The organism is Jeotgalibacillus salarius (assembly GCF_004405125.1).
Taxonomy (GTDB): Bacteria; Bacillota; Bacilli; order Bacillales; family Jeotgalibacillaceae; genus Jeotgalibacillus; species Jeotgalibacillus salarius.
In genome coordinates this window covers 360,269-374,771 of record NZ_SORX01000001.1, presented here as the reverse complement: position 1 = coordinate 374,771, position 14,503 = coordinate 360,269, and the positions used below count along the sequence as shown (strand labels likewise).

The window sequence follows — 14,503 nt, the reverse complement described above, 5'->3', positions numbered from 1 at the left end:
TCACGTTCTGAAAACTATTTTGATATTGCGTGTCAAATGTATACTGAAAGCAATAAGTTACTGAATAAAGTTTTATATACGTGCTGATCTAAGCAGTTAATACTTATAGATAAATACTCATCAAAGTCTATAGTATTGGGAATTGAATGGGGGAGAGACTTAAGATCAGCTGTTCATAAAAATCAAATAAGACGTTACAAAATAAATCACGACAACCAGCAGGGAAGGCACCATGTACATAAATGAAGACGTTACTCTTTTCCTCAAAACTGCCCAGGTCGTAATCACTGAAAGAGTAAAGATACCGATTGCGGTTGTTAAGTGAGAAGATGAGACAGATGAAATGATCGCACCATCTCTGTAAATCAGATCAGAGCCTGAAATGATGAATATATTGAAAATGTTACTTCCGAGAATCGATCCCATGGCAAGATTAATATTCCTGAGACGCAATGCGACAAATACGGCGACTGCTTCAGGAAAAGAAGTCGCTGCAGCCACCAGGAAGCTTCCGATGAAACTCGAACCGAGTCCGGTGATCACGGCAATTCGATCACCCATTATGGACAGCATTGTACCTGCACCCATAATGACAATCGCTGCAATAATAAATCCGATGGTTGCGTGTTTGACAGTCATCGTGATTTTTGATGAATCGTTTGAGGTCAGATGTACCGGCTCAGGTTGCGTGACTGTCTTTTTCTTTTTTGACAATCGGTTTAGGATCAGAATCTTTGCAAGGTAAATGCCGGCAATCAGCAGTGAATCAATGCCCAATCCAAAAATCGTGTAGTCAATACGAAGCGTTAAGGACGCCATCACAAGCAATGTCATCATGATGCCAATGCCCGCCATATATACATGATCATGACTCGCCTGCAAAAAAAGCTGTTTCTTTCTATAGTAAAGGTCAAAGCACGCATGAATAAATACATTGAATAAGCTTGAACCAAGCAGATTCCCGATTGCAATATTATTGTTCCCGATCAATACTGCTGAAAAACTAGTCGTCACTTCAGGCAGTGAGGTAGCACCCGCGAGCAAAAGTGTGCCCACAAATAGTCCGCCCATCGCCGTTTTCGTACTGATGACATCCGCATATGTAGAAAGCTTGATCGCTGTATAGACTGTGACAGCTGCAGCTAAAATAAACCAGACAAACGCCAAATGAAATCACTTCCTTGTGTATGATACCTTCGATGATTCATTATCCTATCTGATAGCTTTCCCATATTTCGAAAAGATATAGGTGTTAGAAGACATCCAGGACATAAAGCGAGAATCATTCAATATACGAATGATTCTCGTTTTATGTCCCTATTTTTGATCAGTGATCAATTTATCACAGTATCATTAGTTTTTGTTATTATTCGTTATGTTCAAATTCCTCATACTGCACATCAGTGCGCGAATAGGCTTGAATTACTTTTCCATCCTCCACAGTATATGCGTATGTCACAATCGGTTCGTTCTCAAATACAACGTAAAATTCATAATCCCATAATTCAGTCAGCTCTTTATTGTCATAGGTGAGTTCCCAGCTTTCATCTGGATAAGTTTCGTTCAAATGCTTTTCAACCATTTCCTCATATTCTTGATACTGTTCACTTATTCATTGATCCAATGTCAATTCATTATAGGTATATGCAACGATAATCATAATGACTATACTTAACAGGAAGAGCTTCCCTTTTCTTCTGACAAAAATCGAAACGACGATCAAAATGGTAACAATACTGATTAACAAAAATAGTCTAACTCCTTGTTCATCCATCTGCATTCCACCAATTCTGTATATTTATCATGAAGGCAATGACCAGAACTTTGCCTTCTGAGACGGGAGCTCAATATATGAATACAATCATACTGAATAAATGGAGCCATATCACATTGCCATTGCAGTCAAGATCTAGGGCCTCAGTTACACGAGATAAGAAAGTGTTATTTATTGATGTATACATGAACCACTTTGAAAATAAAGATATACGTACTTTCCGGGAAGATTTTACGATACAACAATTAGACCAAAACGATATGACTTCTTATGTCATACAAGATGTGCCCTTTCCACCATCTAATTTTGATACTTTTACGGATGGCACACTCTTGCTTGCCTCTGCCAGATGCTTGCGCACAAGAGATTGGATTCAACAAAATGTAAGAAGATATAGTGAGGAAAGTGAGTGTTTGGATGAATTTGTGCTGGGTGACGGCATTTGGAACTTGGCTATAGACGATAAAGACAGAATCTGGGTTGGTTATTTTGACGAAGGTGTATATGGAAATATGGGCTGGAAGAAACCGATTGGCTGGTCAGGGCTGGTGGCTTTTTCATCGACAGGAGAGGTTTTATTCCGTCCAGAGCTGCCGATGATCCATGAACTGCTATCATTAAATGTGCAGCATGCTGATCAAGTATATGCTCACTATACACTATTTTCTTCCATCATTCACCTGGACCATTTTGAAGAAGTAGAGCACAATGATATCGATGAAAAAGTGGAAATTGGTCCAATTATGATGATAGATGATGCACTGGTGACTTATGAATACGGATCTGGCTCACTAACAGTGCTGAGGAAGCAAGAAGGTATTTTTAGAAAAGAACAAGCATTTCTGCTCAAAGATCAGGGAGGAAATCAACTACATGATCAATATGCAGTAGTCAAAATGAGGGGTAACCAGCTGTTTCTCTTTAATGATTTTGGGATTTTTCAGATTGAACTCACGGCAGAATTGCTGGAGTGAGTGAAGCGAAGGCAGGGGCCTCCGCTTGCTTGATGAGACTTGAACAAGCTTTGGGGACTGAGGTAGCGTCACGTGGTGTACACCTATGGGACAGAGGTTGAGTAACTTAATGGGTAAAAAAATCGAGCCTGTCCCTCAAGTGCACATATCATGACAATTTAACCTCCGTCCCCAGCGTGCACATGCTCATTCACAATCACATACTCACGCAACCGCTCCACAGCACCTTTCTTCCACTTCTTAACCGCACTAACACTTACACCATAGAGCTCTGCAATTTCCCTGATCTTCATATCATCCACAAATGTATGCCAGAACCATTTTTGCTGATGGGCAGTCAGACCTTCTGCATAGGGCATGAGCATATCAGTCTCAAGCAGTTTATCCTCTGTGATCTCCATATTCATCTGCCAGTACTCATCAGCTTTGACCGTTTCGCGCTCCAGCAGTTTGTTCTGTTTTCTCATTAAGTCCAGCATACCGCCGCGTATATACTGATAGGCGAATGGAGCGAATTCTCCACTTTCTGCTTCAAACTTTTCTAATGCTTTCCACAAAGAAATCCGGCCTTCCTGAAGGTAAAGGTCATGATCTCTCGTGATATGCAGCTTCTTCATCATATGAAAAATCATTGGCTCAAATTGCTCGTAATACTGTTCAAACATCATCATTTTTTCTCCAAATTGGAGACGCGTCTGCCTGTTATTCCCTGGGTAAATGTAGTGTAGTTGAGAATAAAATTGGAATCTAATTACAATTTTTGATGTTTAAATGAAAATGCAGTCTTGTTTGGAACGTTCGAAGAGTGAAGCTTTTATTTTGAGTAAGCATATATGACAAACAATCAAAAAAAATAATTATTAATATTTAAGATGATTGAGGGGGTAATTGTGAAATGTCGAATACGTTTTTGATGGTATTTCTTAGGGGCATTTCGATGGCGTGATAAATCGGTGATAGAGTTCACAAGCAGCATCAATATGCAGCTAAACTGTTGATTCCTGAAGTGTATTATCTGAAAAAAAGTATGCATCTGCGGGTTCGGATGAAACCGGTGATAGACTGATCGGAATCCTCAGGGAACATAGGGGATAAGCTGGACTGGGTTCCGATTAATCCAAATAAAAAAGCCGGATCGGAAAACAACAGTTTTCGGCCCGTCCCTTCTATTATTCTTCTATACTCGCAACATTTTCACCACCGCGAACTGCCTGCACATTAACGTTCAGGTCAGGGTACTCACCACGGATCTGTTCAGCATACTTTTCTGCTAAAGCCTGGGCATCTTCATCACTGACGCCCTCTTCAAGGACAAGCGTACCAACGGCTGTTCCTTCCTGTTCGTATACCTGACCTCCAATGACGCCTTCTTCTTCAGTAATTGCAGCAGGCAGATCCTCATTCTGATTAGAAGTCTCTGGTTCGGTTTCTTCTTTTTCGACAGCTTCCTCTTCAACAGTTTCTTCAGTGTCTGCAGGAGCTTCCTCGTCTGAGCAGCCTACTAGTAAAGCAAGCGTAAAACTTCCAATTAATAATGATTTAAATCTCAGGTTGTAACCTCCAAATGTATGATCAACTTCTATTATACTATCTCCATACAACTTTATCCAATTCAGTCATTTGTCATCGGCTGCTGATCCGCTCCGAGTTTGAAATGCTTACCGCGTCTTTGTTCAAATGGTATCTTCTCTAAAGCAGCAGCTACAGTTTTTGCATAACCAACCCTGTGGAAAGCACGTTCATTTTCTCTCTCTTTAGCAAAACTAATAATCTCAGGTCCGGTATTCGCTTCAAACAAATAGATCCGCCGATCCTGATCAATTGCGAAATCAAGCGCAAGTTCATCTACTGTAAACGGATAAAAGCTATCTAGATGTGAAGCAATACGGAATGATATATTCTTTAGTTCACTATAAAGCTTAATACCCTCTTGGCCATGTTGCTGAGCCAAAAAATCAATCCCCCGGATAGTGGTATTGCCAGCATAATTACTCGTGTAACGTCCAGGTTCTGCAACATCAGCAATCACAGTGAGACACACCCACTTTGCAGCTTTGTCTCGGATTACGTGGACCCTCATATGAAATGTGTTTCCTTCATTGGTCCTGGAAACAATAAATGGCTGCACCATATAATTTCCCTGTTTAATCAAATCAATGATTAACTTCTTCGTCAAAAGTGTTGAAATCTGCTTTTTCTGATTGCTGGACACGATCAAAAACTGGTTAGCAGATATTTTCTTAAGCACATGTATGCCCTGACCTTTTCCGGAGTTTGTCGGTTTTAACACCATAGTAGTTTGCTTTGATTGCAGCACGTCATTCAGGTTTTTTAAAGGAGTGGAAGGGATGAGAAATTCATTAAACTCTCCGGATTCTTTCATCTTTTGATAGATTGATAATTTGTCCTCAATCAAATGTGAAATAAAAGGAACCTCAGTTCTCAGCACAAGCTCTTTATCTCTATTTTTTACTTTATCAGGAGAAGTAGAAGAATCATTCAATACCAAAGCAGGAAAAGAAGTAACTTTCTCTATCCATTTGCCATGCTCATAAAATGTCCCAGAAACCTCTGAACGCTCAACATTCACATCATCTATTCCAAAGAAAAATAAGGCAACACCCTGCTCGGCAGCCTGCTGCACATAACTCTTCACGCGATCCTTCGTCAGAATATCCAGAGGGTGTTTCCGGTCATTATACACACCAACCATCACTACGCATCATCCTTTATCAAGTGGTGGTTCAATTATACTATTTTATATGGTTTTGGGGAGGTGGAACTTATCTCATTAGTAAATCGAATGAATCATCTTTTGCGCCACGGCGTTTCCAAAAGGTGTTGTGGCAGAAGAATGAAAATTAAAAGCTCATGGCTACTTATGAAAGGCCATGAGCTTTTAATATAGGATCAGTTTAATTGAACTCTAATCCCTGTTCTTCAATCGCACGATATAAGAACACTGCTGCTTGTGCACGTGCTAGTGAAGCATTCGCATCAAAGTTTGCATAATCTTTAGGCTTGGACGAGTCTTTACCAGTTGTTAGATTATGATCGTACATCCATTGAACAGCTTCTCTTTCAGTGACTTTCTTGCCCTGGAAGGCCTGAGCCATAATAACAGCTACGTCACCACGGCGTAGGGCAGCATAGGGATTTCCACTGTTTGGGAGGCTATATGTTTTTGCAAGATCATAATATGTTTTAGTCCAGTTGTTTCTATCTTCATTCACTTCATCAGGTTTGGAATATCTGAAAATCATTGCAAGCCATTGAACTTCATTCAGGTTATTGTAAGGTGAGAGTTTCATCGACTTTACATCACCTTTAATCACATCATTTTCCATACCCCAGATGAAAGGGTTTGTCCAATAGGCATTTGCGCTGTAGTCCTTGAATTTAGTAATTGCTGAGCTTGAGATCATAAAATCATAACTGCCATAGCTATCTGAATATGAATCTCGTTGAATTAATACAAAATATTTACCTGCTTCAAGTGGCTCAGTAAATTTAATGATTCCGGGAGTTAAATGATCGCTTTTTATATTCTTTGATACGATTCTATTATTATTTTCATCAAGTAATGTTACCCGTAACCAGCCACTTAAATAGCTATTAAAAGAAAAAATGATCTCATCAGCTGACTGTGCAGTAAAAGTGTAATAGTCAACTGTATCATTTAAAGCGATAAACCCTTTATTTATATTACCAAAATTAGTTGCAGTAGCCAGGGTAGTTCCATTATTCGGCTCTAATTCATTCGCTAAAGCATCACTAAAAGAGAGTGTGAAATTGTATGCACCACTGCGTTCTGACCAGTATTGACGTGAATAAAATGCAATATAGTATGTTCCTTCACTCAAATAAAGTGATTCATTTATTTTTGAAGGACTTACTTTTGAGCTTGTATAAGACTTGTCAATCACAGTATTATTTTGGCTATCAAACACAATAAAATTAGTTTGAGATATAACAAACCCTTCTCCTTTTAAATCTACAGTCCCTTGTGATGGAACTTCAAATTTATAATAATCAGTACGGTCATTTATTGCTAAGTGACCACTATATTGTTTATCATATTCGACGAATAAGGATTCAGCAGTACCATTATTCGGTTCAACTTCGTCAACGGGGTATTCCAAAACATCCATTGTAAAAGTATAATTACCCTCGTTTCTGGTATAGCCTTGAACTGAAGAAGTAAAAGTGTAATTTCCTGGTTTGAGGTCCACCGTTAGTGTCTTTATTTGTGGTGAAGATTTAGAGCCGGATAAAGAAATGTTATCCAGATCATTTTTACTTTCATCATAAATATAGTAGTTATTCCTGGAGATTTCTGAGGTAATATTGAAGCTAACTTCAGCCGGCTGTTCCAATGTGAAGTGATAGGTATGTATATGATCGCCAACTGAGATATACCCTGAATATTCCTTTCCATCAATAATTAAAGAGCTTGCATCAGCAGAGTTGAAAATCAATGAACTGCCTGTAAGTAAACTTAAGATTATTACTAAAATTGAACTTTTAATTTTTTTCATTAGATCCTCCTGAGAACTATATTGTGAATTAGTAAATACCCTTTAAAACTCTCCTTTCTATAATTGTGCACAACTATTATATTATTCTTATTCCATTAAAAAGTAAATTGCTTTATATATACAATTCTAGTTATATGAAAATAGTAAAATTGATTAGATTCAAGGTCTGCATCTGGCACTTGAGATTCATGGGGGACGTAAACCTTGAATCATTCGATGCTCTAAAGGCTATGCATGATTTAAAGAATTGTTCCTCAATATATTGCAGTCTCCTGTCATCACCACTTCATTTAGGTAACAGGAGATTTTTTGATATACGTTGTAAACTCCGTATGGGATGAAAATATGTAAAGCAGTATTGCATCCTACTCTGTAAATCAACTAATAGTTAATTTTGATAGACACATACAAAGAGAGCATAAAGCTGTGTATACGCTAATAAGATCTGGTCTTTAAAAATTATTAGTCCTTCGATCGCTGAATGATTCAAGGGTTTACGTCACCGCTAATTCCAAGTGATTCACACTAACATTGTAAAATATATGTTAAATAAATAGTATTAAAAGCATGGTTCTAATGATATGATTATATTTAATAGGATTAACCAGGATGAACATATTCTCTATAGCTTCTGCATAGAGCTAAGTCATTTAAACTGGATATGATTTGAAAACGTATTTTAACGGAGGTGCAAAAATGGATTTGTATAACCATTTATTCAGTGGTGTTGGTGGGTTGAGCAATAATGTTACATTTAGCGAGCCTGATATATTTAATACCGTTACAATTTCAGGTTCAAATGGAGTCATAGGTTCGATTAAAGAAGGAATTCATAATGAAGTAGTGATGGAGGTTGGCGGCGAAAAAGTAGCAACAATGAAAGACGGGATATTACCCGATCAGACCACAATCATAACTGAAAGCGGAAATTTAACAGCTGTTGAAAATTTTTCGGGAGGGATCTCTCTCTCTGATTCTACAGGTGTAATCGCACAGTCTTCACCAAATGTGTTGGGTGGTGAGGATTGGATCAATTCTTCAACAGGTGAATTGTTAGCCAAAACATCTCCAGGTATGTCAGGTGGAATGGATGTAGAGTTACCTGTGAATTCTTTTAATAATACGGACATTTTCATGGCTGAACTAGATCATATCAGCTCCGGAACAGATTATTTAGATGCTGCAGATGCATTTGCAACAGGTTCTGATGCCTTAACAATGTTCAGTGAGTTCCTCTAAATGAGTGTCCTGACGATATTTGATCATCCAGCCAAACAGTCTGCTTTGCTTAAAGATCAGATGAGAGAACATCTGGAAGACAAGGTATTTTACGCAGTTGTCGCATACTGTTCAAGATTGAGTGAAAACAAAAAAACTGAGCTAAACAATATTTTTTTGAAGCGGCAGCAGCAAGTAGAAAGTCTTTTTGAAGAAGAAGTGGAAACAAGAGAAGCGTTTTTTCAGCATATGCAGCGTTTTATTAACATAACCGGTGCAGCTTTTTGGAATAAAGAGTTAAAGCAAGTGCTGGACGTTTCGATTTTAGAAGAGAATTATCGGTCAGTTTTTAATGCTATGGAACAAGGCCCTTTTGGAGAAGTTTATCAGCGCTATGAGTTTGCTCCTGAAACGATCAATGGCATATCACAAAGTCTGCTTAAAGATTCAACAGAGTTTTTTGAAGCTTTAAAGGAGTATGACCAAAAACTTGGTAAACACATTCAGGTCATGAAATCGAGTTCTGAGAGAACAGGAGAGAAAACGTTTTTTAAAACGGTCTCCCGAATTGCAGGATCATTTGTTCTCCCATTTATCGGATCCAGAATAGCCGGTCATTTTGCGGATTCTTTGGTAGATAATCACAGAGGTCTGCTGGAATCATATGAACAGGCTTACGAGGCATGGACAGCATTTTGTCATAATGTAGATCAATTTTCAGAAAAGTTTACTGAGCGGTATGAGCACGCATTGCTGACTCTGATTGGCGGCACAATCATGAGAGTCAATCAGGATCTATCGCAGATGCACGTATTCATCAGTTATATTAACTTACACAAAAGAGACGTTGAATACTCATTTACCCCAAAAGAGCAGGAACGTTTCAGAACGTGGATGCAAAGAACGACTATAGGAATTTCAAATCTTGTGGAAAAAGGGGATTTCGACAAAGCACATGCTGCGGGTTATTCATTGAAGGAATTCATTTTATCGAATCCATTACTGGAGGATAAAAAGTACCGCGGTGGAGTCAGCTATTTGGAGGAAGCGTCATTTTGGTATTACGCTGTAACTGCATCCCGTATGATGAATCATCAGGAGAACAGATCTCTGTCACTCGCGCTTGCAAAAGAACTTCTTGAAGGGTTACCGGTCAAACCCGATGCGAAACAAATAAGTAAACATAAGCTTGTTCCTCTACATAAAGTAGTATTGCTCGGCCTTCATCAGGCAATCAATACGAATCAGGTATCTTCATATGTTAATAGTGTAAAGAAGTTTCATAATAGAAATTCCGGCAGAACAGATTTCATTAATTTTAAACAGTTGGCGGACGTCATTTATCTGATTCTTACATTCGAGCGTGGAATTTCAGGAAAGCAGGGCAACAACACTGATACTGACATTAGTATTGGCAGCTTGAAGAAAACCCGGAAAGATTATCGTTTAATGACAGGTGTGGATAAAGACGCATTTACAGATCTGATTAAAGATCTCATTCTTGCCAGAAGAACAGAAAAAATAAAAAACATTGTGTTTAACAAGAAAACACTATTAGCAGCTGCTGTATTCATATTATCATTAGCGCTATATACAAACTTTGAAAAATTACAAACAGCTTATCAAATGAATAAAGAGTCAAGAGAAATGCAAGCTTTGAGTAATGATGCATCGATAGAATACTTTATTATTTCAGAAGAATACGCAAACATCCGATCCAATCCAATTTTGGAAGGAGATGTAGCAGGAATTGCTTCAAAAGATAACCGTTTCCGCATAAAAGCCAAAAAAACGGACCTGGACGGGCGAACCTGGTACCACATAGAAACCAGAGAAGGTGTAAGTGGCTGGGTGAGTGAAAAGACTGGTGTGATTGAGTGAAATAGGAGGACGTGAAACTTAATTCATTCGGCAAACGAATGGGCTGAGATTTACGTCCTGTGGTTTCTTTTATTTATTACACAGGATCATTTACTTGCGATGAAGCTTAAACCTAAAAAGATTTGCAAATCCATATCAAACTCTGTATGATAATCTCAATCAGGAGATGAATACTATGAATAACCAACTCGAAATCCGCAAAACCCAACTACATCATCACAACTAGCCTTTCACATTACTGATCAAAATAGATCATCGTGAAGGGCTATTTATAATGAACCGCATGAGAATTGTTTTCCAACTTTCTCGTGGGGTTCTTTTTTTATTTTCCAAAAATAAGGAGGAATTAACATGAAGAAAATAAAATATCAGAATGTAAAAGGAACACAGGATAATATCGGCAAGAGTGCAGTGATCCGGCGGAATGTGAAACGAACGATTGAAGAAACGTGTGAAGATTATGGCTGCCAGCCGTTTGAGACACCGATTTTGAATTACACAGAGCTGATGGCAAGTAAGTACGCGGGAGGTGCTGAAATTCTGGAGGAAATGTACACGCTCACTGACCGCGGGGAGCGGGATCTTGCGCTGCGCTATGATCTGACGATTCCGTTCAGCAAAGTGATTGCCATGAACCCGACGATTAGGATGCCGTTCAAGCGTTATGAAATTGGCAAGGTATTCAGAGATGGTCCAATCAAGACTGGAAGAAATCGAGAATTCATACAGGCAGATGTTGATATAACAGGAATCAAAACACAAGCAGCTGAAGCGGAATTGATGATGCTTGCAGCTGATGTATTTGAGAAGCTGAAGCTTGATATTATGATTCAGTATAACAACCGAAAATTGCTTGGTGGAGTGCTTGAAGGGTTTGGTGTGCCTGAAGATATGGTAGCAACCGTCGTGCTGAGTCTAGATAAGGTGAAGAAAATCGGGATAGTAAATGTTGTGAAAGAGCTGATGGAAAAAGGTGTTTCTACTGAAACGGTTAGTTTAATTGAGAAGTTATTAATTAATCCGGATGCAATGTCACTGGCGTATTTTCAGTCTGAGAAAGTATTGAAAAATGAACAGACGAATGAAGGAATTGCTGAATTGGAAGAACTGCAGGAATATTTAGCAACTCTGGGGATTAATGATCAATGTGAATTCAATCCCTTTTTAGCGAGAGGATTAGAGATTTATACAGGAACGATTTACGAGGTCTTTCTGAAAGACAGTTCTATTTTAAGTTCAAGTATAGGAAGCGGTGGACGCTATGACAATGCGATTGGCGGTTTGATTGGAAGTGGTCAACGATTTCCGACAGTGGGTATTTCTTTTGGCGTTGATGTGGTTTGTACAGCGCTTGATAAGATGATTTCAAGTGAAGATATGAAAGCGCTGGTTGATGTGTATATTATTCCACTTGGCACAGAAAAAGAAGCGATGAAGCTGGCGCAAAAATTGAGAAAGGATGATTTGAAAGTGGAGGTTGAATTCGGGCGTAAGAAAGTTGGTAAAGCGATGGACCGGGCGAATAAAGAAGGAATTCGGTATGTAGTGGTGCTTGGGGAAGACGAGGTGAAGATGAATAAGTACATAATGAAGGATATGCACACAGGGAATGGTGTGGAAGTTCAGTATAGCTTTTAGGAAATTGGGGAGGGAGGTAGCACTTCAAGTGAAGTCTGAACTCCGTCCCCGTTTAAGATTTTATTGAATACTGGTTTTTAAATTTACATTTTTTATCTGTAATTGCTATTTATGTAGTATATTAGTATTGAGAATAAAGAACTATAGAAGGTGGCATAAAAATGAACCATTTACCGTTACATACACTTGATTTAAAGACAAGAATAGAAGTAGACAAATTAGCATTTGATCATGAGGAATTCGATAGAGGAACCTTAGAAGGTATAGCCTTTCAGGAATTTTACGATGACCTGACTTTTATACTGGATGAAAATGAAATTAAAATGGGTTTAAATAATGATCGGCATAGTCTGGAGCTTTTAATGCTGAAGTATGATACAAAGATTCTTTATGAACTAATGGAGAGGTACAGAATGGAGATGGAAGCAATCTTTCTGGATCTCAAACAGATCTCAACAAGATTCATGAAGTATGAGATTGCGCTGAAGTACAGATATTCTCTAGGGCTCTATGATACAGATGAAACGATGGCAGACTATCGCGCACGAAAAATAGCGGAATTTGAGAATAGCAAAGTGCATCTCGTTGTAAAAGCAACGAGACATTTCACATTACCTACGATCAGTATTCCAGTTGATCAGGTAATGGACGATTCGAGAACGACCTACGTCGATCGCTTATTGGAAACAATGGATGCTATGGTTTATGAACAACAATATTTTGACACTGCACGTGATGAACTGACATTTCAGCTTGCTGTTATCGACTTGCCAACTAAATATGACTGGTCGCCCCAGAAAAAGGACTGGCGGCTGGGTTATTTAGAGCAGCGTGCCATCCAGGCAGAGTTGATCCTGCACTTTAAAAATGGACTAAGAGAGGCGATGCTGATTGGTGATGAGATTTCGATCCAAAAGTATATAGCCTGTCTGAATACCGTTTATTATGTCAATTTAGTAGTGAGTGGAATTGAGCCTGAGAAAAAACCTTATGAAATGCCAGCAGTCGATTATCTAGATGCCTCTTATATAAATACAGGTGTGCTGGGCACCAGCATGTATGAAGCGGGGAAGAATTATGCTGAAAATGTCCGTATGCTGGGAACAAGAGGGCACGGTATAGCGGCTGAAATGGCGAATAATCTAATAGATAAAGCTACACTGAAAAAAGCTGATCTATTAGGCAGTGACAATGCAAAAAATGGAGCAGACCGTATTGTAAACGGTGAACTCATACAGACAAAGTACTGTTCATCTGGCGGAAAGGGTATCAGTGAGTGTTTTTCTGATAAACAGTTCAAATATGTGGCTGATGGAAAACCGATGCAGATTGAAGTCCCGAAAGATCAGTATGAACAGGCACTTAAGTCTATGAAAGACCGTATTTCACGTGGAGACATGAAAAATTTAGGTATTACTGATCCGGAACAGGCCGCTCAGATTGTCCGAAAAGGCAATATCAGTTATAAAACAGCACAGCGCATAGCAAAAGCGGGAACAATTGAAGGGATCAGTTTTGATGCTTCTAAAGGTGCAGTTACAGGACTTAAAACTTTTGGTGTTTCTGCATCCATTTCGTTTGCTGGAGCTATTTGGAAAGGTGAAAATGCTGACGAAGCTCTGAATCAGGCTGTAAAAGAAGGATCATCTGTTTTTGGCAGACATGTCGTTCAGCATGTGCTGACTCAGCAGATCGGTCGTACAGCGTTAGAAAAATCCATGAGACCAGCCACTGATTACGTTGTAAAAAACGTCCTTGGGAGTAAAACTTCAGCTCAAATCGTAAATACTTTTTTACGCACAGCATCTGAAAAATCTATTCATGGTGCAGCTGCACTTAATCATTTGTCGAAAGTCTTCAGAGGCAACATGGTCACGATGGCAGTTACAACAGCTGTCTTGTCATCGGGCAGTGTATATGATGTGATTAATGGCCGGATTTCAAAGTCTCAGCTATTTAAAAATATTGGAACTGCCGGTGCAAGCGTCGGAGGAGCTGCATTGGGAGCGACCGTAGGCTCAGTCGTACCTGTAGTGGGAACATTTGTTGGAGGTATCATAGGGGGCGTCATCGGAGGGAAAGCTTCTAAGAAAGCCCTCGACAGCATGATAGAAGACGACGCAATTGCAACACTTGATGACATGAAGAGAATCTTTGTAGAAAATATAGAAGAATTAAGTCTGGATAGGGAAGAACTGAACTTTATCGCCGGGAAAATCTTTGATGGCAAGGCTCTGTCAAAAGAATTGAAGCTCGTGTATGCAGCAAGTAATCGTGAACAATACATCTCTGACAAAATGGATCCGTACATTGAAGTAATTTTGAAATCAAGACCAAAAATTTTGGATGTAGGCGATTTTGTGGAGAGTTATCATAAAAGAGCTGTTTAAGAAGCGTGTTACAGTTTTCCATGCCACTTGAATAAGCATGTGATTTGGCAGGGGGTACAAGAGGACCGAAGCGGAATCCCTCTAAAAGTG

Annotated in this window: 12 protein-coding genes; 5 read left to right on the top strand and 7 right to left on the bottom strand. The window is 39.0% G+C overall.

The annotated features are described in order from the left end of the window. Positions 1-165: 165 nt before the first annotated feature. From E2626_RS01630 to E2626_RS17105, 3 genes are all read right to left on the bottom strand, one after another. The gene (locus E2626_RS01630; protein WP_134378963.1) at positions 166-1,167 is read right to left on the bottom strand and encodes a sodium:calcium antiporter; all 1,002 of its coding nucleotides are present in this window, start codon (positions 1,165-1,167) and stop codon (positions 166-168) included. 199 nt (positions 1,168-1,366) lie between these two features. Next, positions 1,367-1,567 (bottom strand): hypothetical protein, encoded by a 201-nt coding sequence (locus E2626_RS01625; RefSeq protein ID WP_166786701.1) that lies wholly within the window; start codon positions 1,565-1,567, stop codon positions 1,367-1,369. A 45-nt stretch (positions 1,568-1,612) separates the two neighbouring features. Then, positions 1,613-1,774 carry a hypothetical protein gene (locus E2626_RS17105; RefSeq protein ID WP_166786700.1) on the bottom strand — a complete coding sequence of 54 codons (162 nt, stop codon included), beginning with the start codon at positions 1,772-1,774 and terminating at the stop codon, positions 1,613-1,615. Between the two features lie 77 nt (positions 1,775-1,851). Here E2626_RS17105 and E2626_RS01620 point away from each other — a divergent pair, with 77 nt between their 5' ends. Further along, a complete protein-coding gene (locus E2626_RS01620) occupies positions 1,852-2,748 on the top strand; it encodes a hypothetical protein (protein WP_134378959.1) in 897 nt (298 codons plus the stop codon). A 158-nt stretch (positions 2,749-2,906) separates the two neighbouring features. Here the strand turns inward: E2626_RS01620 and E2626_RS01615 are convergent, their stop codons facing one another. The 4 genes from E2626_RS01615 to E2626_RS01600 form a co-directional block, all read right to left on the bottom strand. Beyond that, positions 2,907-3,416: a sigma-70 family RNA polymerase sigma factor gene (locus E2626_RS01615; RefSeq protein WP_166786699.1), complete on the bottom strand. Its 510-nt coding sequence runs from the start codon at positions 3,414-3,416 to the stop codon at positions 2,907-2,909. A 501-nt stretch (positions 3,417-3,917) separates the two neighbouring features. Further along, positions 3,918-4,349, bottom strand: a complete 432-nt coding sequence (locus tag E2626_RS01610) for a hypothetical protein (RefSeq protein ID WP_244094217.1) — start codon at positions 4,347-4,349, stop codon at positions 3,918-3,920. A gap of 11 nt (positions 4,350-4,360) precedes the next feature. Further along, a complete protein-coding gene (locus tag E2626_RS01605; protein WP_244094228.1) occupies positions 4,361-5,461 on the bottom strand; it encodes a YheC/YheD family protein in 1,101 nt (366 codons plus the stop codon). A 202-nt stretch (positions 5,462-5,663) separates the two neighbouring features. Next, on the bottom strand, positions 5,664-7,286 hold the full coding sequence (locus E2626_RS01600) for a hypothetical protein (RefSeq protein WP_134378953.1): 1,623 nt from the start codon (positions 7,284-7,286) through the stop codon (positions 5,664-5,666). A 696-nt stretch (positions 7,287-7,982) separates the two neighbouring features. Between E2626_RS01600 and E2626_RS01595 the strand changes: the two genes are divergently transcribed. From E2626_RS01595 to E2626_RS01580, 4 genes are all read left to right on the top strand, one after another. After that, complete coding sequence (locus E2626_RS01595; RefSeq protein WP_134378951.1) at positions 7,983-8,525, top strand: hypothetical protein; 543 nt, start codon at positions 7,983-7,985, stop codon at positions 8,523-8,525. Continuing rightward, the gene (locus tag E2626_RS01590; protein WP_134378949.1) at positions 8,526-10,385 is read left to right on the top strand and encodes an SH3 domain-containing protein; all 1,860 of its coding nucleotides are present in this window, start codon (positions 8,526-8,528) and stop codon (positions 10,383-10,385) included. 351 nt (positions 10,386-10,736) lie between these two features. Further along, positions 10,737-12,023, top strand: a complete 1,287-nt coding sequence (locus E2626_RS01585; RefSeq protein WP_134378947.1) for a histidine--tRNA ligase — start codon at positions 10,737-10,739, stop codon at positions 12,021-12,023. A 161-nt stretch (positions 12,024-12,184) separates the two neighbouring features. Next, a complete protein-coding gene (locus E2626_RS01580; RefSeq protein ID WP_134378945.1) occupies positions 12,185-14,413 on the top strand; it encodes a hypothetical protein in 2,229 nt (742 codons plus the stop codon). Positions 14,414-14,503: the final 90 nt, after the last annotated feature.

Coding starts and splice junctions, on each gene's coding strand:
- E2626_RS01615 (WP_166786699.1), bottom strand. CDS start 3,416: ATGATGTTTGAACAGTATTACGAGCAATTTGAGCCAATGATTTTTCAT.
- E2626_RS01595 (WP_134378951.1), top strand. CDS start 7,983: ATGGATTTGTATAACCATTTATTCAGTGGTGTTGGTGGGTTGAGCAAT.
- E2626_RS01585 (WP_134378947.1), top strand. CDS start 10,737: ATGAAGAAAATAAAATATCAGAATGTAAAAGGAACACAGGATAATATC.
- E2626_RS01590 (WP_134378949.1), top strand. CDS start 8,526: ATGAGTGTCCTGACGATATTTGATCATCCAGCCAAACAGTCTGCTTTG.
- E2626_RS01620 (WP_134378959.1), top strand. CDS start 1,852: ATGAATACAATCATACTGAATAAATGGAGCCATATCACATTGCCATTG.
- E2626_RS01605 (WP_244094228.1), bottom strand. CDS start 5,461: ATGGTTGGTGTGTATAATGACCGGAAACACCCTCTGGATATTCTGACG.
- E2626_RS17105 (WP_166786700.1), bottom strand. CDS start 1,774: ATGGATGAACAAGGAGTTAGACTATTTTTGTTAATCAGTATTGTTACC.
- E2626_RS01580 (WP_134378945.1), top strand. CDS start 12,185: ATGAACCATTTACCGTTACATACACTTGATTTAAAGACAAGAATAGAA.
- E2626_RS01600 (WP_134378953.1), bottom strand. CDS start 7,286: ATGAAAAAAATTAAAAGTTCAATTTTAGTAATAATCTTAAGTTTACTT.